Consider the following 24,485-nt stretch of genomic DNA (forward strand, 5'->3'; position numbering starts at 1 on the left):
TCCTAATTATTTTGACTGGATATTTCTTTACATATAATCCTTACAGAAGGTTCTGCTCGTTTACTACAAATCGCTTGAACATCTGTTTCGCAAAATTGTATAGAATTCGAATATAGCGCTCTTAATATAGCGAGATTAATATCTCTTTGGGTATTGGGGGCTTTTGTTAATTGTTCTTTTAAATTATGTAGTTTTTTTAAACTATCCATACATGTTGGACTGATTGTCTCAGGTTTGGAATTCAAAACTTTGAACATTGTTTGCAAATGTTTATCTAAAAAGCTAATCGCTTTTTCATCATTTGACTGAGCAAAAGCAGAACATACAATTATGCTTGAGCTTAAAAATATACTTAGACATATAGCTTTTTTCACATAAATATCCCTATGTAATGATTACTCAATATTATATCAAAATAAAAATGGAAACTATAAAACTTTTATTATTCAGTTTTTTGTTTTGTAAAAAAATGTGTCATATTAAAAGTTTGTATAACTTTCTTCAATTTTATACATTCTATTCTATTACTATCCTTATATCATACACAGACTATTCCTCAAGCTTATCCCCGAAATTGTGGATAACTTTTGCATGCACTTTAAAAAAGACATACAAATTTGAAAAATCTTTTATTTAAAGCTAAGAATTATATGGTATCTTGTTTTATCGCAAATAGTTAAAGATTTGATTATTAATGGAGTATAAAATGTCTATGAATAAAAATAAAAAAAAGGCAGCCATTTTCGGGATTAAATCCTCATTACTAGGCTCTCTTTTATTACTAGCAGCTTGTACTGGAACAGCTGGCACGCCAGTGCCTCCTGGAACAGAATCAAAAGCTGGATATGGTACAGCTTGTAAAGCAGGAGCATATTCTTGTAATACTCCTTATCCTGTTCCTTTGGGATCTCCTTGTAGTTGTCCTGGTCTTGGGGCTGCTTCTTATGGAAATGTTCACGCAAAATAATTATTTCGTTGATGAATATTTTTAATTTCTTTGTAATCAGATACGGATAACTTTTCAATGGATTTATTCGCATCTGATACTGATTCAGAAAAACAATCTATATCTGTTAATGGTACAGCCAAAGAAAAATCCCCTTTGGCTGATGCTTTACGTCCGAAAACTTTAAATGAAGTGATTGGTCAGGATCATTTGTTGGGCCCTGATGGTATCTTAACGAATATGTTAGGACATCATACTTTATCAAGTTTAATTTTATGGGGAAACCCAGGCACTGGAAAAACAACAATTGCACGTATTCTTGCTCATGAAACAGATCTGCATTTCCTTCAAATATCAGCTATTTTCTCAGGGGTTAGCGATTTAAAAAAGGCTTTTGATGAAGCGAAACGGTTTCGCAATCACTCTGGTAAAGGCACTTTATTATTTGTTGATGAAATCCATCGCTTTAACCGTGCACAACAAGATGGCTTTTTGCCTGTTGTAGAGGATGGTACGATCATCCTTATTGGTGCGACAACAGAGAACCCGTCTTTTACTTTGAACAGTGCTTTGCTTTCACGTTGTCAGATTTTAGTTTTACGCAGGTTAGATGAACAGGCTCTTAGTTTACTTTTGTCTCGTGCAGAGCAGCAATTAGATCGTCAACTTCCTTTATCTAAAAATGCACGTAATGATTTAATTTCTATGGCTGATGGAGATGGTCGTTATTTATTAAATATGGTTGAACAAATTATTTTACATGCTAAGAATACAATTCTAGATAGTAAAAATTTAACACGTATCCTGAGCCGCAGGGCTACTTTATATGACCGTAACCGTGATGGACATTATAATCTAATTTCAGCTTTGCATAAATCATTAAGGGGCTCTGATCCTGATGCTGCTTTATACTGGTTTGCTCGAATGTTAGAGGGTGGAGAAGATCCCAGATATATTGCGCGCAGGTTAACTCGTTTTGCAGCTGAAGATGTAGGACTTGCATCACCTAATGCATTAACCCTTGCAATTGCAGCGTGGGAAACATATGAACGTCTTGGTACGCCTGAGGGTGAGGTTGCTTTAGCAGAATTGGTTGTATATTTAGCAACAGCTCCCAAATCTAATGCTGTTTACAAGGCATATAACGAAGTAAGAGCGATTGCTAAAAAAACTGGAAGCTTTATGCCCCCTGCACATATTTTGAATGCTCCAACAAATATGATGAAGGATTTAGGATATGGAAAAGGATATGAGTATGATCATGATACTGAAGAGGGCTTTTCTGGTCAAAATTATTTTCCTGATGAAATGCAACCTCAACAATTTTACACACCGACTAATCGTGGCGTAGAGGATACTATTGCTCAACGATTGTCTCACTGGAATCAACTAAGAAAAAAGCGTTCTGTATGAAAATTTTACATATTTCAATTTTAAAAGAAGATGGCGATGTTAGACTAGATCGTTGGATCAAACGGCAAAATCCTAATATCACCCAAGGCGTAATCCAAAAATTATGTCGTACAGGACAAATTCGTGTCGATGGAAAACGAGTTCAAGCCGCAACACATTTAAAAGAAGGTGAGATCGTTCGTTTTCCAATCGTTGAGATTGATCATGAAAAAGCCAAGCAACCTCAACAAGTTGATCCTAAACTAGCAAAACAATTAAAAGAATGGATTATTTATCAAGACGATGATTTGTTTGTTATCAATAAACCTTCTGGCATAGCTGTACAAGGTGGCAGTAACGTTACCAGTCATATTGATGGAATATTAGAAGCTTTACAATTTGACAGTAAATATCGCCCTTCTTTGGTACATCGTCTTGATAAAGATACTTCTGGACTATTGTTGATAGCACGCCACCCAGCTTCTGCTGCTAAACTCTCAGCAGCTTTCAGAAGTAGGGAGATGAAAAAAACCTATTGGGCGATTACAACGCGTCGACCTTCACCACTCAGTGGCCGTATTGATTTACCTTTGTTAAAAGTAGAATACCAAAATGGTTCTCATATAGAGGCCGCTGATGCTAAAAATAAAGAAGCACAACGTGCCATTACAGAGTACGAAGTTAAAGATTTTGCCGCCAGAAAGCTTGCTTTGGTTGAACTTTATCCTTTAACAGGGCGTATGCATCAGCTGCGTGTTCATTGTGCAGAAATGAAAACGCCTATTCTAGGTGATAAAAAATATAATAAAGAAATGCCTTTTATGGATGGTTTTTCTCAGAAACTACATCTTCATGCGCGTGCCCTAGATATGCCTCATCCGTCAGGGGGGAGGTTAGTTATAGAGGCACCTTTGCCTGAGCATATGAAAGAAACATTTGAGCATTTAGGGTTTGTGATCCCAACAGAAAAAACAGCTATTCGGACTAAAAAATGAATAAAAAAAAGGTTATTCTTGGAAGTTGTGGAATTATATTCTGCTTAATAGGGGGTAGTTTGTTCGCATTGGATCATTTTGTTGATCGCAAAATGATCTTAGAACAACTGTATTCGAATGTCGAAAAACAGACAGGGCGAAAATTAACTCTTACTAATCTAGATATTCATATTTTCCCTTGGCCAGAAATCCAAGCTTCTCAGATAACCTTGTCCAACATGCCGAATGGTAAAAACCCTGATTTTATTACCGCAGGTCATTTAAAAGCTGATTTAAATATATGGTCTCTGTGGCAGAAAAAAATACATTTTCAAACCATTGAGCTATCAGATGTTAAAATATATCTGGAGCGTGATGCACAAGGAAAGAAAAATTGGGATTTACAATCTATTGAAAAGCCAAAAGATATTTCTGCAATAGATGCAAATAAAGTATCTCGACGTAAATGGAAATGGCAGTTTAACAACGTACAACTTTTAAATGTGGAATGTTGGTATGATGATGCTTATACCCACAAAAATGCACATCTTATATTTACTCAAGCAGAGCTGAATCAGCTTGAATCAAATAAAGTTAAATTTAACATTAATGGTTCACATCATCATGCTGACTTTACTATTTCTGGCAGGGTAAGTCATTTTGATGAGTTGTTAGAAAATGAAGGGATTGTTTCGCAACCCGTTAAATTTCAAGTCAATTTAACGCAGTATATTCGCAAGCAAAATATTGGCAGTTTACGTGTCAGTGGGACTTTGAAAAATCTCGTTCAAATAAAAGGATATGATATTACACTGCGAGGAACTATTTTAAATCTAAATGATTTGAACCAACTTTTACCTCATGCGAATTTACCTTCTATTGAAAATATAACCTTGAGTACGGCTATTAAAGATGTTGCTTCTGATAATGATCCAGTGGCTAAACCCCAAATTAATCAGCTACAACTTCATACTGGTAAAATAAAAGCAGATTTTTTGCCTGCTGATTTACAACTTACCAGCACTGAAATCATTGCCAATGATTTAAATAGTAATGTCAATACTCAGATTACAGGTCAATTATATGGCACTATGTTTCGCTGGTCAGGAGATTTGGGATCATTAAGATCTTTACAAAATAACTTTTTCTTTCAAACTGAAAAAATGCTTTCAGTATCAGGAAAATTGACCTCTGCCAATTATAATCTCGAATTAAACGGAAATATAGGCGGTAATACACCATCATTAGATGTTAATCTAAATCTTTTAAAATATAATAATTACTTTAAAGGAATAGGAGATATTAATGCTCAAAATATTAAATATACAGGAAAAATTACAGCTTCATTTCCACTAATATTATCTTTTTTTATGCATATGTCCAACGAGGATTTGTATAATATTTATACAAATGGCAAGTTAACTAGTAATAGTATCAAAGTTAATCAATTTCATTTCGATAATTTCTCTACTAATGTTGCTTGGAAAAATAAAGAACTTGCTTTAACGCAGTTTCAACTTGCTAATAATGTGAGTAATTTCAAAGGAAATATTTTATATTCTATAAAGCAAGCCCCTCCAACAATAACTATTAACCTAAAACCATCTTCATTTCCCATGAAATGGATGGAAGCATATTTTGCTATTGCCAATGTCTATACAGGACAAGTGACTATTATGGGAGATTTCTTCAGTAAAGGTTATGATTGGCAAGAATGGAAAAATAATATCACAGGAAAATTGGGATTGCTGGGAACAGACGGCAAGTTAGAAGCAGAAGGTCTTAAACATTATATTGGCCAAGCGGCTTCAACTTTGCCCTTAAAAGAATCTTTGGCAACGCAATGTCTGGCAGTTCGTGCGCAGATTAATCCTGAAATATTATATTTTGATACATTAACCTTACAAACCAATCAATTTGCGCTGAATGGACAAGGTGATTTGAATATTCCTGATCAAAAATTAAATCTCCACTTTACTCCTGATATTCGTCTGGCAGCGATCAGTGCTTCTGCACCCATACGGGTGGGGGGAACGCTTTCAAAACCTTATACAACTTTTGATAAGAATAAAAATAAGGTTTTTTCTCTGAATATCAATGCATTAACAAAATCAGTAGTTCCTACAAATTATTGTAAGGACGCATTGGATAAGGCTAGAAACCCTTTGGGGATTTCTCTGAAAAAATAAGTAAATGTTTAAGAAGGATAAGATATCATTATGAGTGAAGTTATTAAATTACGTCGCTTTTGGGAAACTGTGAGTATTGTTCATAATGATATGGGATATCAAATTTTATTAGATAAACGTCCCGTAAAATTACCTAAAAAAACAGAGCTTTTTGTTCAAAATCATGTATTAGCAGAAAAAATTGCTGAAGAATGGGGAAAAGCAGGGGCTAAAAAAGGCGATACATTCTCTTTTGATGATTTACCAATGACCCAAATTACAGGAACAATGATTGAAAAAGTTGCACCTGATCGCCAAATTTATATTCAAGCTTTGCTGCCATACGTCAATGGGGATTTATTATGTTATCATGCTGAAACTCCCAAAAAACTTATTGTGCAACAGCAAGAAAAATGGATTCCTTTGATAAAATGGATAGAGGATAAATTTCAAATCAAGCTAAAGATTCAACCTGGAATCATGCCAATCAATCAACAACCAGAAGTCATTAATATTTTTGAACGTTACCTTTTGCAACTTGATGATGCAGAGTTAACTTTTTTTGCTATTACTATCCCTTTATTAGGAAGTATGATTTTAACTATTGCTTTAAAAGAAGGTAAAATTAATACACAACAAGCTTTTAAATATGCTTATCTTGACGAAACCATTCAGGCGGAAATTTGGGGAAAAGATACAGAACAACAAGAAAGATTAAAGAAAATTAATGCAGATTTAATTGATTCTTTCGAGTTTTTAAAAATTTCTAAAAATTAATATTTCACAATAAAAATATATTTTATTTATGACATTTTCAAAGTAGTATAATTCTACTAAGAATGTATGTTTTTAGAACAAAGAAATAAGATTTTTTAAGAAGAAACAAGATGTCAAATAAAATTTCAACATACGAAGCTGAACTCAAAGAAGCTAATCATAAAATGAGAAATCATAAGTTGTTTAGCTATATTAAAACAATTGATGATTTACGTTATTTCATGAAATATCATGTTTTTGCTGTTTGGGACTTTATGAGCCTTGCAAAACGTCTGCAACAAGAATTTACATGCGTAACCATTCCTTGGACTCCTAAAAGCAATAATAAAGCAGCAAGAGCTATGAATGATATTATTCTTGGCGAAGAAACTGATGTTAACCTTGATGGAACACATGCCTCTCATTACGAAATGTATTTACATGCGATGAAAGATGTTCAAGCAGATCCTAAACAAGTTCTTACTATGGTAAGTGATTTTGAAAAAAATCCAAAAGGGAATTTCAACGAAATCGTTGCTAAACAAGACATTCCTGATTACGTCAAACAATTTGTAACCCATAATTTAAATACAGCCATAAATGGCAGTATAGATGAAGTTCTTGGCTCTTTTTTTTATGGCCGAGAAGATGCTATTCCTGAAATGTTTAGTAATTTACTAAAGGAATGGGGATTAAAAGAGGAAGATTATCCTAAATTTGTGTATTATTTAGTCAGACATATTGAACTTGATGGCGATTCTCATGGTCCAGCCGTCAATAGTATCATTTCCAACTTAAAAGATAACCCAGAAAAATATATCTCCTTATTAAAAAGTGCCATAGCTGCTGTTCAACATCGAATTAATCTATGGGATGGAATCTATACAGATTTAACCTCTGGTGTCGCTAAAATATAACTTTTAAATAAAGTAGTAAGGTTTTTTAATAAACCTTACTTACTCATGTTTATTCTGGTAACAAAATACTCGTCATTGCCTGACAAGCAATACCTTCTTCTCTACCTGTAAAACCAAGTTTTTCAGTTGTTGTTGCTTTTACGGAAACACGAGAAAATTCAATTTGCAAAAGCTCTGCCACTTTTTCGCGCATTTGATCAATATATGGGCGCATTTTGGGACGTTCACAAATCAAAGTTAGATCAATATTAATAATCTTTCCTCCACGTATGCGTACACGTTCACCTGCATGAATTAAAAATTGTTTACTATCTGCATTTTTCCATTGATTATCAGATGGTGGAAAATGAGCCCCAATGTCTCCTTCTGCCAAGGCACCATAAATTGCATCACACAATGCATGTAAACCAACGTCTGCATCAGAGTGACCAGCCAGCCCAAATTCATGAGGAACCTCTATACCACATAAATGAAGAGGACGTCCTTTTTCAAAAGCGTGCACATCAAATCCAGCACCAACTCTGGGTAACATCATATTACTCATTAAACATTCCAGTCTTTTTAAATCTTCCTGATAGGTAAGTTTTATATTATTTTCATCCCCTTGAACTATAGCAACCTTTAGACCAACATTTTCAAATAATGCAGCATCATCTGTTGCGCTGGAACCCGCGGCCTGCCTATGAATTGTCAAGAAAGGCTGAAACTGAAACCCTTGAGGGGTTTGTGCCCTGTATAAATTATCCCTAGAAACAGTTTCTTCTATGAACTGATCTTTATTTCGTTTTAAGGTTTCTGCTACAGGAATAGCAGGAATAGCTGCTGGGTAATCTTTTAAAGCCTCAACAACTCTTAGAATAATATCGGTAGAAATATTAGGTCTGGCCCCGTCGTGAACTAACACAATATCAGGTTGCTTCTCAGCAGGTAACTTGGCTAGAGCTTCTAATCCTGCACGAACACTGTCTTGACGTTCGGCGCCACCTATAATAGGAGGTAAAATTTTGTTACTATTTAAAGGTGCCAAAATAGATAAAAGTTGATCGGGATCACCAACGGGTTGAATACAAGTTACGTGAGGTAAAAAAGCTTTTGTGGCATGATAAATGACAGGGTGCCCCATCAAATGAATATATTGCTTTGGCACAGTTCCATCTTTATTGAAACGTTTTCCTACACCAGCTGCGAGGATAATAAGGGCTATACGCATAAAATTAAGATATCCAACTTATTGAAGATTTTACTAAGTGTTTTTATTTAAGAATAAGCTTTTATTCAAGATTGAATAATAGAGCTATTATGATAATGTTGCCAGGTGATTGTAAAGAAAGCAAAAGATTGTGACCATTTCTACTAAAACTATTCCTGTATTAAAACCAATTTGTTTAGACAAAGATAAAATTATAGATGTTCCCATTATTCTTGCCCCTATGGCTGGGGTAACGGATTATCCTTTTCGTAAATTGGTAAAAGAATTCGGAGCAGGGCTGGTCGTTTCTGAAATGATTGCATCTTGGGCGCTTATTCGAGAAAACAAAACAACTTTACAAATGGCTGAGCCTCTTACAGATGGTTTAAATTCTACACAATTGGCAGGTTCTGATCCCACAGCAATGGCCGAAGCTGCTAGAATCGCTGTGGATCATGGGGCAAATATCATTGATATTAATTTTGGTTGCCCTGTTAAAAAAGTAGCCGTTGGTCAACAAGCAGGTTCAGCATTGATGCAGGACGAAGAAAAAGCAGCAACTATTTTAAAAGCTGTTGTCAAAGCAGTTAACGTGCCAGTGACCCTGAAAATGCGTATGGGGTGGGATCAACAATCTTTGAATGCGCCAGCACTTTCGAAAATTGCGGAAGATTGTGGAGTTAAAATGGTGACGATTCATGGTCGCACTCGACAACAACTTTATCGTGGTTCTGCCGATTGGGCTTTCATTCGTAGCGTCAAAGAAGCTGTTTCTATTCCTATCATTGTGAATGGAGATATTATTGATATTGAAACAGCAACAATCGCACTTCAACAGTCTGGAGCAGATGGCTTAATGGTTGGGAGGGGATGTTACGGAAAACCTTGGTTCCTTGCACAATTAAGACATTATTTTACGCATCATGAAATCCTTGATGATCCTTCTTTGCCAGCACAAAAAGAGATTTTATTAAAACATTATAACAGTATGTTATCTTATTACGGTGATCGTTCCGGGGTCAGATTATCACGCAAACATATTTCATGGTATTCAGCTGGATTACATGGTTCGGCTGCTTTTAGGGCATCAATCAATCAAATGGATAATCCTGAAGACGTGATTACAGCTATTCAGACCTTTTACGATCAAAATATTCAACATCATCAACAAGAAGCTTTACTTCATTAATATTTGTAAAAATGCAAGAACCTCTTAAAGATTCGAATGGCTATGATATTATAGAATCCTTGCCAACCCCTTTGATTGTGGCAAATGATCAATACAATATCTTATATATGAATGGTGCTGCTGAAGATTTTTTAATGATTTCGAGAAAAAACCTTCATCAATATTCTCTCTACTCATTCTTCCCCAAAGCCTATGACGTTGCAGACCTTATAAAAAAAGTAAAAGCAAAAAAAAGGGCTATTGTTGAATATGAAGTCGATATTTTTACTTACAATCAGATCATTAAACCAATAACATTATATATTGCGCCTTTTATTAATAATGAAAACTATATAACGATCAGTCTTCATGATTATTCAATTGTTAAAACAATTGAAGAAAAAGAAAGCTTCCATAAAGTTTCTAGAAGTGTAGCAAATATGGCTGCTTTGCTTGCTCACGAAATAAAAAATCCACTCTCTGGTATAAAAGGAGCTGCTCAATTACTAGAGAATTCTTTAAATGAAAATGATAAAGAGCTTACAACCTTAATTTGTAATGAGGTCGAGAGAATTAAAAACCTAGTTGATCGAACAGGCGTTTTTTATAATCGAACTTTGCAAATTAGTGATGTTAATATTTACTCTGTATTAGCACACGTAAAAAAAATAGCTGAAAATGGATTTGCCTCCACTATACCTATCAAAACTATTTATGATCCTTCTTTGCCATTGATAAAAGCTGATAAAGATCAATTAATCCAAGTTTTTATTAATCTCATTAAAAATGCGGCTGAAGCTATTGGTACAACGCGTAAGGATGGAGAGATTACGCTTATTATTGGATATGAACCTCATTTGGTTATGAATATTTCCAAAGCCAAAAAAAGAGTAACATTGCCTATGATGATCATTATTCGTGATAATGGTCCTGGCATTTCAGATTCTATCAAACAACGTTTATTTGAGCCCTTTGTCAGCAGTCGACCTAATGGAACAGGATTGGGATTGGCACTTTGTGGAAAAATCATTAATGATCATGGAGGAATCATTGATATTCATAGCCAAAAAGGTAAAACTGATATAAAAATATTTTTACCACTTACTGGTTTTTAACTCCTGGATATTTTTAATAATGTTTCAAAACGCTCCAACAATTCTTGTTGCCGACGATGATCGTTCTATTCGCACCGTCCTAAAGCAAGCATTGAACCGTGCAAAATATAATGTAGAACTGACCGATAATGCTACAGAGTTATGGCAATGGGTTTGTGCTGGAAAAGGAGACGTCATTATTACTGATGTTTCAATGCCAGATAAAAATGTTTTTGAAGTCATCCCAAAGATTAAAGAGATTAATCCAGATTTACCGATTATTATTATCAGTGCGCTTTCAACTTTATCAACGGCTTTACAAGCTGAAAAAGAAAGTGTTTTTGAATATTTACCTAAACCATTTGACTTAGATAAACTTCTTAATGCTGTTCAACAAGCGTTAACGCTTTCTAATAATGTAAATAAACAATCAGAAATTACCGAAGCACTACCACTGGTTGGCAAATCTGCTGTAATGCAAAATATTTATCGTATGATTGCACGCCTAATCAATTCTGATCTAAGCGTCATTATTTCTGGGGAAAGTGGTACAGGTAAAGAAGCTGTTGCAAAAACTTTGCATCATTATGGCAATCGACGAAATTATCCTTTTATATCCTTGAATATTACGGCTATGTCTGCCAGTGAAATTGAAAATAAGCTATTTGGAAATGAAGATACAGATAATTATCAACCAGGATATTTAACACAAGCAGCTCAAGGCACTCTATTTTTAGATGAAATAGGAGAAATGCCAATTGAAGTTCAAACACGTTTAATCAGAATTTTAAAAGATAATAGTAAAGGTTCGAAATTATCAACGAGGATTATAGCATCTACACGCCAAGATTTATTCACATTGGTACAGAATCAAAAATTTAGAGAAGATTTATATTATTGTTTGAATATTATTCCCGTGTACATGCCCCCACTAAAGGATCGTGCTGAAGATATTCCTTTATTAATCCAATATTTTTTACAAGAAAATTCAAGTTCTACAACATTAACAGAACAATCTATTAATCTTTTAAAAGCTTATCACTGGCCAGGTAATATTCGTGAGTTACGAAATTTGGTTGTACGCTTGGCTGCATTATATCCAAATCAATTGATACAAGATGATTTGATCACCAAAAGTCTACAAAAAAAATTGTCTCAGAAAAAACAATCCGAAACTTTATCTTTGTCTGTATTTATTGAAGATCACATTCGACGTTATTTTTTTGAAAATAAAGGCTTACCAATTAATAAATTATATGGTCAAATGGTTGCTGAAGTTGAAAAACCACTAATAGAGCAAACTTTAATTGAAACGGAAGGTAATCAAATCAAAGCTGCTGCTATTTTAGGTATTAACCGAAATACATTACGAAAAAAAATTAAAGATTTTAATATTACATATATCAAAATAAAGGCTTAATGTGTCTAGTAAAGTTAATCGTCAAACACTCTTAAGGCTAATGGAAAGGCTTTCAGGCAGGAAAGCAACTATAACATTGGTAGCACTAGCTTTATTTTTTGGTGTGGTTACTTTTATTTTTTTGTCTGGAGGGATCGTTACTTCACACAAGCATCATATACAGCTAATAATTTCTTTATTAAATTTATTTGTCTTATTGTTATTAGTAACCACTTTATTTGTTCGTATTTTGCGTGTTATTGCAGAGCGACGCAGGGGAATGGCAGGCTCCAAGCTCCATGTAAAACTGGTTGTTCTCTTTGGAATTATTGCTACTTTTCCCACTATTTTAGTCGGTATTTTCGCAACTATTTTATTTCATTATGGTATACAAATTTGGTTTAATAATCGTGTTAGCACCGCCTTAAATGAGGCTTTACAAGCTTCAAGAGGATATTTGCAAGAACATAATGCAAATATTCGCACAGAGGCTTTTGCATTAGCTAATTATATTCAAGGAATGCAAAATAATTTAGCTCAAGCAGGGCAAGATCTCTTTGATGATCCCAGCGTTTTAGATCAAATTCTTGATTCGCAAGCGACGTTAAGAGGATTAAATGCAGCTATTGTTTATAATCCTTCTACACAAAAGATTATTGCCTCTGGAGGGTTATTAAATAATATTTCTTATATTAAAAATTTACCCCGTACAACGACAAGTTTCATGTCTCATAACGATGTGGCTATTCTCGATTCATCAGACGAAGAAACGGTTAGGGCGGCAATTTCTTTAAATGATACCCCGCCTTTAATGTTATTGATTATTCGTCCAGTTGATCCAAACATTTTAAACCACATGTACAAAACTGAAAAGGTCGTTAATCAGTATAATTTATTAAGTGCTAATCAATCAAAAATACAAATTATGTTTATAATTATTTTTGGATTAGTTGCTTTATTAGTTTTGGCAGCAGCTGTACTATTAGGACTATATCTTGCTAATCAAATCGCACGACCCATTGGGTTTCTAACGCTTGCTGCGAAGAGAGTAAGCGAAGGGGATCTTAATGTTAGTGTTCCTGAGCGAGATAAGGATGACGAGTTAACTGATTTATCCCGCACTTTTAATCAAATGACGAATCAGTTGGCTGTTCAACACACAGAGTTAGTCGAAGCAAATAAACAAATTGATGATAGAAGGCGATTTACCGAGGCAGTTTTATTTGGTGTATCCAGTGGTGTAATTGGATTAGATAAAAAAATGGCCATAGAGCTTCCGAATCGATCTGCAAATCAGTTGCTAGATGTTGACTTATTCGAGCATGTTGGAGAAAAAATTACAGATATCGTGCCAGAGTTTACAGATTTTTTAAATAAAAATACAAATAATGTTCAACAATCAAAACCAGAAGAAATACAAATTCAAACACAAACAGGAAGCCATGTTTTATTAGTACAAATTGGCCCAGAAATTCAAGGTTCCGAAATCGAAGGTTTTGTTATTACCTTTGATGATATTACAGACCTACAATCCGCACAAAGAAAAGCTGCTTGGGCAGATATTGCCAGACGAATTGCTCATGAAATTAAAAATCCACTAACCCCTATACAATTATCCGCTGAGCGCTTAAAACGTAAATATCTTAAAGAAATTCAATCAGATAGCCATATATTTAGCCAATGTATTGATACTATTGTACGTCACGTAGGCGATATTGGGCGGATGGTGGATGAGTTCTCTTCCTTTGCACGAATGCCTCATCCTGTAATGAAAGAAAATAATATTTCTCGAATTGTTAAAGATACTCTGATCTTACAACAAAATGCACACTCTGAAATTACCTATCATGTAGACATACCAGACCATGGTCCGTTTTTAGATTGTGATCAAAGATTGGTAGGACAAGCATTAACAAACTTGTTCCAAAATGCTGCAGATGCTATTGGTATGGTTAACAAAGATAATAAAAATGAATCAGAAATTACAGGAAATATATGGATTAAAGTACAAGAAACTAAAAATGAAATATGCTTATCCGTAAGTGATGACGGCGTTGGTCTTCCTCAAGAAGACAGATTACGTTTGACAGAACCTTATGTTACTCATAAACCTAAGGGAACAGGATTAGGCCTTGCGATTGTAAAGAAAATTATGGAAGATCATAAAGGAACCTTACAATTAAAAGATCGTGCCGAAGGAAAAGGTACAACATCAATTTTGACTTTTCAAAAATGAGGATAATATGGCGCATGAAATTCTAATCGTCGATGATGAACCTGATATCAGGATGCTTATCGAAGGAATTTTACAAGATGAAGGATATTCAACACGTCTCGCAGGGGATGCTGATTCTGCGATTAATGCTTTTCATGCAAGAAGACCTTCTTTAGTCATTCTGGATATTTGGTTACAAGGTTCCAGAATGGATGGCTTGGAAATTTTGAAATTAATTCAAAATGAAAAACCAGCAGTTCCAACTATTATGATCTCTGGTCATGGAACAATTGAAACTGCAGTTGCAGCATTACAGTATGGGGCGTACGATTTTATTGAAAAACCCTTTACTTCTGATCATTTACTCGTTGTCGTTCGTCGTGCATTAGAAAGCGCAAGATTAACACAAGAAAATGCTGAGTTACGTATACGTAGTGGAGTAGAAATACAACTTGATGGTCAAAGCCAAGCTATCAGCATTTTAAAAAGTCAAATTGACAAAGTTGCACCAACTGGGTCCAGAGTTTTAATTTCTGGTGCTCCTGGAACAGGTAAAGAAATTGCAGCTAGGTCCATTCATAATCTATCAAAACGTGCAAGTGGGCCATTTTTAGTTTTAAATTGTGCAATTTTGTCTCCTAATCGTTTCGAAGAAGAACTCTTTGGAATTGAGGGAACGGCTGATGGCAGCCAACAAAGAAGAACAGGTGTTCTTGAAAGAGCACATGGTGGGACTTTGGTTTTGGATGAAGTGGCTGATATGCCTCTTGAAACCCAAGGGAAAATTGTCAGAGCTTTGCAAGATCAAACTTTTCAACGTGTTGGTGGCTCTACACGCGTAAAAGTAGACGTAAGAGTTATAGCAACAACCAACAGAGATTTAAATACTGAAATTAGTAATGGTAATTTCAGAGAAGATTTATATTATCGACTTGCAGTTGTTCCTTTAAAAGTTCCCAGCCTTAAGGAACGACGTGAAGATATTCCAGAGCTTGCTAGACTATTTTTAAAACGTTGTTCTGAATTAACAGGGCTTCCTTTGATTGACTTGTCAGCTGATGCGCTCACCACACTACAAACCTATGATTGGCCAGGAAATGTGCGTGAATTACGCAATCTGATGGAGCGATTGATGATTATGATGCCTGGAAATGTCAGTGAAGCTATTCGTACTGATATGCTCCCAAGCAATATTGGTCAAAATGCTCCTGGTCTATTAAAAGTTGATACGCAGACTGACATTATCAGTTTGCCTCTTAGAGAGGCCAGAGATCTATTTGAAACACAATATTTACAAGCTCAACTTATGCGTTTTGGTGGAAATATCAGCCGAACAGCAGGATTCGTCGGAATGGAACGCAGTGCCCTTCATCGTAAGCTAAAACAATTAGGGGTTACTTCTTCAGAAGAAAAAAATAACAATAACAATAACAATAACAATCAATAAGGTTTCATTGTGTCAAAAGATACGTATCAAAATATTCAAGATGTTTTTCTAAATCAGCTTAGAAAATCTAAGGTTTCAGTCACAGTTTTTTTAGTGAATGGGGTTAAATTACAAGGGATTGTTTCTGGTTTTGATAATTTCTCAATTCTATTACGAAGAGATAGTCACTCTCAACTTGTTTATAAACATGCAGTAAGTACAATTATGCCTGCAACACCAGTGCAACTTCCGTTTAATACACCAGAAGAGCAATTGAAAGATAATTAATGACAGATTTTGATTTAGATCATCAACAAACACGTGCCGCAGTCATTGTTCCTTGGGATGTTTCAAATCGTCAATCGAATAATCGAAATTCACAATCCAGATTAGAAGAAGCTATTGGGCTAGTCTCTTCAATACGCTTGGATATTTTATATCAAGAAATTATTAATTTACGCTCTTATCGCTCTGCTACATTAATCGGGCAGGGACATATAGAAGAATTGAGAAAATCTATAGAAGAAAACGAAATTGAAATTGCTATCTTCGATACAAAACTAAGCCCTATTCAGCAACGTAATCTTGAAAAAGCTTTAGAGTGTAAAGTCATCGACAGAACAGCTTTGATTCTGGATATATTTGGTGAACGTGCACAAACTAAAGAAGGAACGTTACAGGTTGAATTGGCTCATTTACAATATCAACGTAGTCGTTTGGTTAGATCATGGACCCATTTAGAGCGCCAACGAGGTGGTTTTGGATTTATGGGAGGTCCTGGGGAAACTCAGATTGAAGCAGATAGACGTCTTATTGATGAGCGTATTATTCGATTAAAGAAAGATCTAGAGCAAGTTCGCCGTACTCGAGGATTACATCGTAAAGCTAGACAAAAGGTTCCTTTTCCGATTGTCGCTTTAATTGGATATACGAATGCGGGTAAATCTACGTTGTTTAATCACTTAACGGGGGCAGACGTTCATGCTCAGGATCAGTTATTTGCAACGCTTGACCCGACGATGAGAAAATTACAGCTTCCTTCTGGTAAAACAATTATCTTGTCAGATACGGTAGGGTTTATCAGTGATTTGCCTACAGAGTTAATCGCCGCCTTTAGGGCAACATTAGAAGAAACAGCAGAAGCAGATATTATTCTTCACGTTCGTGATATTTCTCATCCAGAAACAAGCGATCAACGTCAAGATGTCTTTTCTGTTTTAGATATGATGGTTAAAGATCAAATTCTTGAAGCAAATTGGCGAGAAAACACAATTGAAGTACTTAATAAAATTGATTTAATTGAAAATATTGCTTTGATTGAAAAACCATCTGATTTTATTGGTATTTCTGCTTTGACAGGTGAAAATTTATCTTCTCTTATTCAAATGATTGATGATCGTTTGGCAAAATTAATGGAAGAAGCCAACTATTCAATTCCTGTTAATGATGGTGCTGCATTATCATGGCTTTATGATCATGGTGAAGTTTTGCAACGCCAAGATGATGAAAAGAATATAGCCGTGTTTGTTAGACTGTCACCAGCCAACAAAGCACGCTTTGAACAGCTTTATTCTTACTAGTCTTTACAATCTAATTGAGCTTCGAATACACGATGGGTTTTACAAGGTTTTGGAGCAAGGCGTTCAATCAAATTACGCATCGCTTTATTACTTTCTAAGATCCATCCTAATTCAATCATGTTGTAAGATAAAGCTTCACCACGATTAAACAACTCATCAATAACAAGAGAAGGGATTAACGCACCCATCGCCGTATCACGGATTGAGTGACTGATTCCCAATAAAATAACCCGAGCAGATTTAAACTGATGACGTAAAGCTTTATAACCCAATTTACCCCATCCAATTATAGAAGGTGAAGGGCCGACTTCCTCTGAAAGATCAAAAATATTGGGGATCATCAAAGCAACAGCGACAGGCATTTTGTTTTGCTCTACCAAAACATAGTTATCTGGTGTGAGCATCAATTTTAAATCTCTGATTAAAATAGACATTTCAGTTGGTGTTAAAGGAACAAATCCCCATGTGTCATCCCAAGCATCATTATAGAGTTGACGCAAAATTTCTCCATCACGAGAAATTTCTTTCATATTCAATTTTCTAGTTGTGATATTACCAAGACGACTTGATCCTACTTTTAATCCTGAAGGAATTTTATGAGCTTGTCTGATCTCTTTTGACATAATCATTTGATAAGAAACTAAATCCATAGCTTTGAATAAACCCGCAGCCTCTATATGTTTAACCAAATACTGTGGATGCCATGGCATAGCAATCATAGGGGGTTCATTTTGCCCTTCAACCATTGCTCCAGCTTGCGAGTTTGCATTAAGAGTATAAGGGCCTCTAATTTTTTCCATGCCATGTTTTTTCAACCATGTAATCGCAGTATTAATAAGTTGCTGTACAACTTCTGCATCATCAATAGCATCTAAGGCACCGAACAAACCAATCGGTTCTTTCCATTGGCGTAATGCATTTGGATCAATTTGTGCGGAAATTCTCCCAACGGGTTCATTATTCTTATATGCAAGAAAATATTGAGCTGATCCATATCTAAAAAAAGCAGATTTTTTGGGATGTAATAATGCTTTTTCTTCAAAATCCAAGGGAGGAACATAACCAGAATATTTACTGTATAATAAGCGCGGCAATCGAATAAAAAGATCCAGTTGTTTTGCCGTTCGTACAGGAAATACTTTTAAATCGTTCGATATAGCGGGAGGTACAGTCATGTGAAAACCATTAGTTAATTAAATCAAAAATGAAATTTATATTTTTGAAATTTAGGAAAAGGAGAAGTATAAAATTACTTATCAGAGTTTTATATAAAGGTTTTTTATCTTTATAGATATAACTTTATACAAAAAAATATTATTTTAAGGAAATTTCTTTGCCCAATTCATTAAACTCTATTTTAATTACGGGTGCCTCAAGTGGTATCGGTCAATCTTTAGCTTATTTTTATGCTGAGCCAGGGAAAAAACTGTTCTTATGGGGACGTTCAAAAGAGAAATTAGAGCAAACAGCAAAAAAATGTCATGATAAAGGGGCAGTTGTATATCTTTATCAAAGTGACCTTACGAATCCTATTAAAACTACGAAATTATTACATGAAATATTAAATAAATATAACATAGATATGGCAATTCTTGGTGCTGGATCAGGAGATATCAAAGCAGATAATGATGATATAGAATCACAACAATTACTTTATAACTTAGCTATGTTAAATTATGTGACCCCAAGTTTAATGGCTAATTTAATAGCACAACAAATGATACAAAAACAAATTCAGGGAAAGATCGTATTAATTAGTTCTGTTGCAAGATTTCACTCTTTACCTTTTGCCACAGCTTATAGCAGTTCAAAAGCAGGTTTGGCACGATTCAGCGATTCCCTTAGAATTGCTGTGAAAAAATGGAAAATTCAAATCACATTAATTACACCTGGTTTTATTGATACACCAATGAGTCAACGGTTAGAATGTGATAAACCCTTTTTAATCCCAATAGACAAAGCAATCCTTCAAATTACGAACGCCATAGCAGAAGGTAAAAGAGAGCTTGTTTTACCTAGAATTTTCAAACTATTAAAATGGATTGATTTACTTTCCCCTGATTGTATCCGAGATTTCATCTTATCTCGGATCAAAGTCAAACAGTATTAATTTAGGGAAATGGAGGTCCGGGAGGGAATTGAACCCCCGTAAACGGATTTGCAATCCGCTGCATGAGCCACTCTGCCACCGGACCATTTGACTCTCAATAAATGCTTGTATCATCTACTATGACAAAAAGGTCAAGAAAAAAATGTAAAAAACTTTACTTTTCATCCATAACGATTTCATGGTATTTAAACACAGCACACTATTACGGATCTTTTAGGAAACAATGAATCACTCTCATTTTGATTTTGCTCAAGCACGACAGAATATGGTTGAAAATCAACTTCGTCCTGCTGAAGTTAACCATACACAAATCATTGAAATCATGCGCGCGATCCCTCGTGAGGAATGTGTTGATGTTTCTCAACGTGAAATGGCGTATGCTGATATTAATTTACCGCTATCAAACAATCGTTTTTTAAGTGAACCTAGAGTAGTTGCAAGGTTAATGCAATTAGCTGACATCCGTCCATCTGAAAAGGTTTTGATTGTTGGTGCCTCTACAGGATATATGTCAACAATTGCTGATCTATTAGAAGCTGAAGTCTTTGCTATTGAAGAAGATGAAAAACTTTCCCTTCAAGGGCAAGCATTCTGTAAAAAATATGCAAAAAATGTTCAATGGCAAACAGGAAAGTTATCAGAAGGTTTTAATACACAAAAACCATTTGATATCATTATTATTGATGGTGCAATCACAGATATTCCTTCTGATTTAATTGATCAGCTAGCCCTAAATGGACGAATAATCACCATTATGAAAAAAGAGCAACAAGTCAGCCACGCTGTAAAAATTGAAAAAACCACAGATGGAATTTCAATACGCTCTTGTTTTTATGCGGGTTTACCTTTATTGCAAGAATTACAAAACTAACATTAGAAGTATTTGGTAGAAGGTTGCTGTGATGATAAAGTGTCGGTATTTTGGTGTAAGTTTATTTACTTTTTTAGTAAGCTCTACAGCTTGGGCTCAAAATTACGATGGAACTGGATCTCCCAGTTTTGTTCCTCATACCTTAGAAGAAGCATTATCTACTGCTTATTTAACGAACCCAGAGTTGCAACAAGAGCGTGCCAATCTAAGAGCAGCAGATGAAGGCGTATCCCAAGCAAATGCTGGTTGGCGACCAACAATTCAGACAACATTAGCCGGATCTATCAACAAAGGTGATTCACTATCTGTATCGGATTATACTGACCCTGTAACTGGGAAGAAAGCATCTACGGAAACTACACAAAGTTCAAATGGACAATTAGGATATCAAGCCCAAGTTACAATTACTCAGCCTATTTACCAAGGTGGTAAAACAACCGCAAAAACACATCAAGCGACCAGTCAAGTTATGGCAGAACGTGCCAAATTGCTATCAACAGAACAACAAGTCTTTCAAAAAGTTGTAAAAGCTTATGTAGGTGTTATTCAAGCACAGCAACTTTTACAAATTAACATTAACAACGAAAAAATTCTTGCTGAACAAGTGCGGGCTACACAGCAACGTTTCAGTTTAGGTGAGATTACTCGTACAGATACAGCTCAGGCAGAGGCTGCACTGGCTGATGCACGTGCGAAAAGACAAACTGCCGATGGAAGCCTTAGAGAAGCTGAAGCTACTTATGCACAAGTTGTAGGGATTGCACCACCTCCTAATTTAAAACCGCCACAACCTTTAATCTTACCCGTAAAAACAGAACAAGAAGCAATCTCAATTGCTGCATCTAATAACCCAGATATTATTTCGGCTTTGTTTGCCGAAGCAGCACAAAAAGCAGCTGTCAATCTGGCAATTTCTGAAATTATGCCCAAGGTTAATGCTAGTTTGCAATATTCAAGGTCAAAAGATCAATCCGTAGGTCGTTATATGACGGATGGCAAAACGGGCATGGTACAAATGACAATGCCTATTTATCAAAGTGGTTCTGAGTATTCTGCTATTCGTCAGGCTAAACAACAAGTTCAAGCAGCGCATCGGCAAGTTAGCAGTCAAAGAAGAACAGCGATGCAACTTGCCTCTAGCAACTGGCAAAAATTTCAATCAGCAAAAGCATCAATCAGCAGCAACCGTTCAGCAATTGCCTCGAATATCGTTGCTTTGGCTGGTGTTGAAAAACAAGCTGTGGTTGGAACCAGCACAACTTTGGAAATGTTGCAACAACAACAAACTTTGTTAAATTCTCAAACTACACTGATTCAAAATCTTGGAACCATGGTTACTGCATCTTATGACGTTGCTGCTGCTATGGGACGGTTAACAGCACAAGATTTAAAACTTAACGTTCCTCATTACGATTATACTGCTTATTATAATGCAGTTAAAAATAGATGGTGGGGAATGAATGACTATGCACAAGATCAGCCTGGTCGTTAATATTATATTTTTCCACTCTATTTAGTATATTATATCATCCAATGTTAGATAAAAAATTTATTCCTTCCTCTGTTGAAAATGATCTTTATCGCCTTTGGGAGGAGTCTGGTTTTTTCTCAGCTAACCCTGAACAAAAAGATAAAAAACCATTTGCAATTATGATTCCTCCACCAAATGTGACAGGAACATTGCATATGGGTCATGCATTAACAATGACATTGCAAGATACCTTAATCCGTTGGCGGCGTATGCAAGGATATGATGTATTATGGCAACCTGGCACTGATCATGCTGGCATTTCAACACAACTTGTTGTTGATCGTAAACTTAGTGAAAAAGGAATTGATCGTAAATCCATTGGTCGTGATGAATTTATTAAGCATGTTTGGGAATGGAAAGCTGAGTCTGGTGGAGAGATTACCAAACAATTACGCAGGTTAGGGGCTTCTCTGGATTGGAAAAGAGAACGCTTTACGATGGATGAAGGCTTGTCTGAAGCCGTTAAAAAAGTTTTTGTAACGTTATACCGCGAAGGTTTGATTTATCAAGATAATCGCCTGGTCAATTGGGATCCAGTTTTTCGTTCTGCGGTTTCTGATCTCGAAGTTGAAAATAAAGAAGTTAATGGACATCTTTGGTATATTCACTATCCCATTGAAAATAGTGATGCGGTAATTACGATTGCCACCACTCGTCCTGAAACAATGTTGGGCGACGTTGCTGTTGCAGTACATCCTGAAAACGAAAAATATAAACATCTTGTTGGTAAGAACATCATATTACCATTAACTGGTCGTTTAATTCCCATTATCGCTGATGAATATTCTGATCCTGAAAAAGGGACTGGTGCTGTTAAAATCACGCCTGCACATGATTTTAATGATTTTGAAGTCGGACGAAGACATAATCTAAAACTCATTACTATTTTAGATGAGAGTGCAGCCATAGATCTGAGTGAATTATCAGATAATGAAAGAACAGAGTTTGTGCTTTCATTGGATGGTTTGCCAAGAGATAAAGCACGAAAGCAAATCATTGCCGAGCTTGAACGACTTGAGTTGCTTGAGAAAGCAGAACCTCATCGCAATCAGGTGCCTCATGCAGAAAGAGGTGGGGCTGTTATTGAACCTCGTTTGACAACACAATGGTATTGTGATGCTCCAACTTTGGCCAAACCTGCAATTGAAGCTGTACAGACTGGTAAAATCAAATTTGTTCCTAAACAATGGGAAAATACTTATTTTGCATGGATGCGTGACCTTCAACCTTGGTGTATCAGTCGTCAATTATGGTGGGGTCATCAAATCCCAGCATGGTATGGCCCAGATAATCATGTTTTTGTTGCTTATGATGAAAATGAAGCCAAAGAACAAGCATTCAAGCATTATGGTAAAGAAGAAATTTTACGTCGCGATGAAGATGTATTAGATACTTGGTTTTCTTCTGCATTATGGCCATTCTCGACGTTGGGTTGGCCAAATGAAACTGCTGAATTAAAAAAATATTACCCAGGTAATGTATTAATTACAGGATTTGATATCATTTTCTTCTGGGTTGCCAGAATGATGATGATGGGTACGCATTTCATGCAAGATATTCCTTTTGAAACGGTCTATCTTCATGGTCTGGTGCGTGATGAAAAAGGACAAAAGATGTCCAAAACCAAAGGAAACGGAATAGATCCTTTGGAGGTTATTGATGAATTTGGTGCAGATGCAATGCGCTTTACGGTTTGTGCATTAACAGGGCCAGGTCGTGATATTAAACTTGGAAAGAAACGTATCGAAGAATATCGTTCATTCATTACTAAAATATGGAATGCTGCACGTTTCTGTGAAATGAACGAAGTTAAATATAATCCTAATTTCTCAGTTAACAATGCTAAACTATCTTTAAACCGTTGGATTTTAGGTGAGCTGTCACAGGCAATTATAGATGCAACAACAGCATTGGAATCATTCCGTTATGATGAGTATGCTTCTGTTTGTTATCATTTCACATGGGATAAATTCTGTGACTGGTTCCTAGAATTCGCAAAAGCAGCTTTTCAGAATGAAGATCAAACGATTGTCGAAGAAACAAGAGCTGTAGCAGCGCTTGTCTTAAAAACACTTCTTCAGATTTTACATCCAGTTATTCCATTTATAACAGAAACGTTATGGGGAGAATTTAATTTTGGCAACAAAGGAACATTAATGGTTTCTGAATGGCCAATTGCAGAAATGTTCTCTACGGTAAAAACACAAGAGTCTTCTGAAGAGATAGGTTGGGTGATTCGATTTATTACAGAGATCAGAACTTTAAGAGCCGAAATGAATGTACCACCAGCAAAATTTATTTCAGCCTATTTAAAAGATGCTAATGCAGATACATTGCAATATGCGAATGTTTGGGGTGATGCTATCAAACGTATGGCAAGAGTAGATTCTATCGAGTATCTGCAAGGGGAATTACCAAAAGATTTTGCGCAAACTATTATAAATGAAGCGACTGTTATTTTACCTCTAGCGGGTATTATTGATATTGACGCCGAAAAAGCGCGCTTAGCTAAAGAATTAGATAAAATTGTTGACGAACTTACAAAGTTAAACACTAAATTATCTAATCAAAATTTCATACAAAAGGCGCGGCCTGAAATTATTGAAGAGAGTCGCGAACGTTTAAAACAGCTGACACATGATAAAGAACGTATTGAATTAGCGTTAAATCATTTTTAAATGAAATGAAATTATAAAATAATTATAAATAGCTGTTGAAAAATAACTTTCAGCAGCTATTTTTTTAATAA

Annotated in this window: 20 protein-coding genes and 1 tRNA gene; 17 read left to right on the plus strand and 4 right to left on the minus strand. The window is 35.4% G+C overall.

Annotated elements, in window-relative coordinates:
* Positions 1–2 precede the first annotated feature (2 nt).
* A complete protein-coding gene (locus QMN76_RS01830; RefSeq protein WP_034337002.1) occupies positions 3–374 on the minus strand; it encodes a hypothetical protein in 372 nt (123 codons plus the stop codon).
* A 332-nt stretch (positions 375–706) separates the two neighbouring features.
* On the opposite strand from QMN76_RS01830, the gene QMN76_RS01835 reads away from it, so the two are divergent.
* From QMN76_RS01835 to QMN76_RS01860, 6 genes are all read left to right on the plus strand, one after another.
* Positions 707–967, plus strand: a complete 261-nt coding sequence (locus QMN76_RS01835) for a hypothetical protein (RefSeq protein WP_235176750.1) — start codon at positions 707–709, stop codon at positions 965–967.
* A 57-nt stretch (positions 968–1,024) separates the two neighbouring features.
* Positions 1,025–2,359, plus strand: a complete 1,335-nt coding sequence (locus tag QMN76_RS01840; RefSeq protein WP_282023015.1) for a replication-associated recombination protein A — start codon at positions 1,025–1,027, stop codon at positions 2,357–2,359.
* A complete protein-coding gene (locus QMN76_RS01845) occupies positions 2,356–3,333 on the plus strand; it encodes an RluA family pseudouridine synthase (RefSeq protein ID WP_034336996.1) in 978 nt (325 codons plus the stop codon). Before QMN76_RS01840 ends, QMN76_RS01845 begins: the two co-directional genes overlap by 4 nt.
* Complete coding sequence (locus QMN76_RS01850; RefSeq protein ID WP_282023014.1) at positions 3,330–5,501, plus strand: AsmA family protein; 2,172 nt, start codon at positions 3,330–3,332, stop codon at positions 5,499–5,501. The genes QMN76_RS01845 and QMN76_RS01850 overlap by 4 nt, the downstream gene beginning before the upstream one ends.
* A 30-nt stretch (positions 5,502–5,531) precedes the next feature.
* Positions 5,532–6,257 carry an ATP12 family chaperone protein gene (locus QMN76_RS01855; RefSeq protein ID WP_034336990.1) on the plus strand — a complete coding sequence of 242 codons (726 nt, stop codon included), beginning with the start codon at positions 5,532–5,534 and terminating at the stop codon, positions 6,255–6,257.
* Positions 6,258–6,367: 110 nt separating this feature from the next.
* The gene (locus QMN76_RS01860; protein ID WP_282023013.1) at positions 6,368–7,153 is read left to right on the plus strand and encodes a DUF3050 domain-containing protein; all 786 of its coding nucleotides are present in this window, start codon (positions 6,368–6,370) and stop codon (positions 7,151–7,153) included.
* A 49-nt stretch (positions 7,154–7,202) separates the two neighbouring features.
* Here QMN76_RS01860 and QMN76_RS01865 read toward each other — a convergent pair whose 3' ends face one another.
* Positions 7,203–8,363, minus strand: coding sequence for a bifunctional 2-C-methyl-D-erythritol 4-phosphate cytidylyltransferase/2-C-methyl-D-erythritol 2,4-cyclodiphosphate synthase (locus QMN76_RS01865; protein WP_282023012.1), 1,161 nt, complete (start codon positions 8,361–8,363; stop codon positions 7,203–7,205).
* Between the two features lie 130 nt (positions 8,364–8,493).
* On the opposite strand from QMN76_RS01865, the gene dusB reads away from it, so the two are divergent.
* The 7 genes from dusB to hflX are packed head-to-tail and all read left to right on the plus strand — an operon-like array spanning position 8,494 to position 17,224.
* Positions 8,494–9,531, plus strand: a complete 1,038-nt coding sequence (gene dusB, locus QMN76_RS01870; RefSeq protein ID WP_282023011.1) for a tRNA dihydrouridine synthase DusB — start codon at positions 8,494–8,496, stop codon at positions 9,529–9,531.
* Positions 9,532–9,542: 11 nt separating this feature from the next.
* Positions 9,543–10,625, plus strand: coding sequence for a two-component system sensor histidine kinase NtrB (locus QMN76_RS01875; protein WP_034336980.1), 1,083 nt, complete (start codon positions 9,543–9,545; stop codon positions 10,623–10,625).
* A gap of 19 nt (positions 10,626–10,644) precedes the next feature.
* On the plus strand, positions 10,645–12,024 hold the full coding sequence (locus QMN76_RS01880; RefSeq protein ID WP_282023010.1) for a sigma 54-interacting transcriptional regulator: 1,380 nt from the start codon (positions 10,645–10,647) through the stop codon (positions 12,022–12,024).
* A 40-nt stretch (positions 12,025–12,064) separates the two neighbouring features.
* The gene (locus tag QMN76_RS01885; protein ID WP_084051503.1) at positions 12,065–14,239 is read left to right on the plus strand and encodes a sensor histidine kinase NtrY-like; all 2,175 of its coding nucleotides are present in this window, start codon (positions 12,065–12,067) and stop codon (positions 14,237–14,239) included.
* A gap of 7 nt (positions 14,240–14,246) precedes the next feature.
* Positions 14,247–15,665, plus strand: coding sequence for a nitrogen assimilation response regulator NtrX (ntrX, locus tag QMN76_RS01890; RefSeq protein ID WP_282065647.1), 1,419 nt, complete (start codon positions 14,247–14,249; stop codon positions 15,663–15,665).
* Positions 15,666–15,674: 9 nt separating this feature from the next.
* Entirely contained in the window at positions 15,675–15,932 is a 258-nt protein-coding gene (gene hfq, locus QMN76_RS01895) for an RNA chaperone Hfq (RefSeq protein ID WP_034336970.1), read from the plus strand.
* On the plus strand, positions 15,932–17,224 hold the full coding sequence (gene hflX / locus QMN76_RS01900; RefSeq protein ID WP_282023008.1) for a GTPase HflX: 1,293 nt from the start codon (positions 15,932–15,934) through the stop codon (positions 17,222–17,224). The genes hfq and hflX overlap by 1 nt, the downstream gene beginning before the upstream one ends.
* Here the strand turns inward: hflX and QMN76_RS01905 are convergent.
* Positions 17,221–18,399 carry a hypothetical protein gene (locus tag QMN76_RS01905; protein ID WP_282023007.1) on the minus strand — a complete coding sequence of 393 codons (1,179 nt, stop codon included), beginning with the start codon at positions 18,397–18,399 and terminating at the stop codon, positions 17,221–17,223. The two genes, hflX and QMN76_RS01905, sit on opposite strands and share 4 nt — an antisense overlap.
* Positions 18,400–18,557: 158 nt before the next feature.
* On the opposite strand from QMN76_RS01905, the gene QMN76_RS01910 reads away from it, so the two are divergent.
* Positions 18,558–19,334, plus strand: coding sequence for an SDR family NAD(P)-dependent oxidoreductase (locus QMN76_RS01910; RefSeq protein ID WP_282023006.1), 777 nt, complete (start codon positions 18,558–18,560; stop codon positions 19,332–19,334).
* Positions 19,335–19,344: 10 nt separating this feature from the next.
* On the opposite strand, the gene QMN76_RS01915 is transcribed toward QMN76_RS01910, so the two are convergent.
* A tRNA-Cys gene (locus QMN76_RS01915) sits at positions 19,345–19,419 on the minus strand.
* 138 nt (positions 19,420–19,557) lie between these two features.
* Here QMN76_RS01915 and QMN76_RS01920 point away from each other — a divergent pair.
* From QMN76_RS01920 to QMN76_RS01930, 3 genes are read left to right on the plus strand one after another with little or no spacing between them, the layout of a single operon-like run.
* Positions 19,558–20,205, plus strand: a complete 648-nt coding sequence (locus QMN76_RS01920; protein WP_282023005.1) for a protein-L-isoaspartate O-methyltransferase family protein — start codon at positions 19,558–19,560, stop codon at positions 20,203–20,205.
* Between the two features lie 31 nt (positions 20,206–20,236).
* Positions 20,237–21,697, plus strand: a complete 1,461-nt coding sequence (locus tag QMN76_RS01925) for a TolC family outer membrane protein (protein ID WP_282023004.1) — start codon at positions 20,237–20,239, stop codon at positions 21,695–21,697.
* A 41-nt stretch (positions 21,698–21,738) separates the two neighbouring features.
* Positions 21,739–24,414, plus strand: a complete 2,676-nt coding sequence (locus QMN76_RS01930) for a valine--tRNA ligase (RefSeq protein WP_282023003.1) — start codon at positions 21,739–21,741, stop codon at positions 24,412–24,414.
* Positions 24,415–24,485: the final 71 nt, after the last annotated feature.

The sequence above is a fragment of the Commensalibacter papalotli (ex Botero et al. 2024) genome, from assembly GCF_947179115.1.
GTDB lineage: Bacteria > Pseudomonadota > Alphaproteobacteria > Acetobacterales > Acetobacteraceae > Commensalibacter > Commensalibacter papalotli.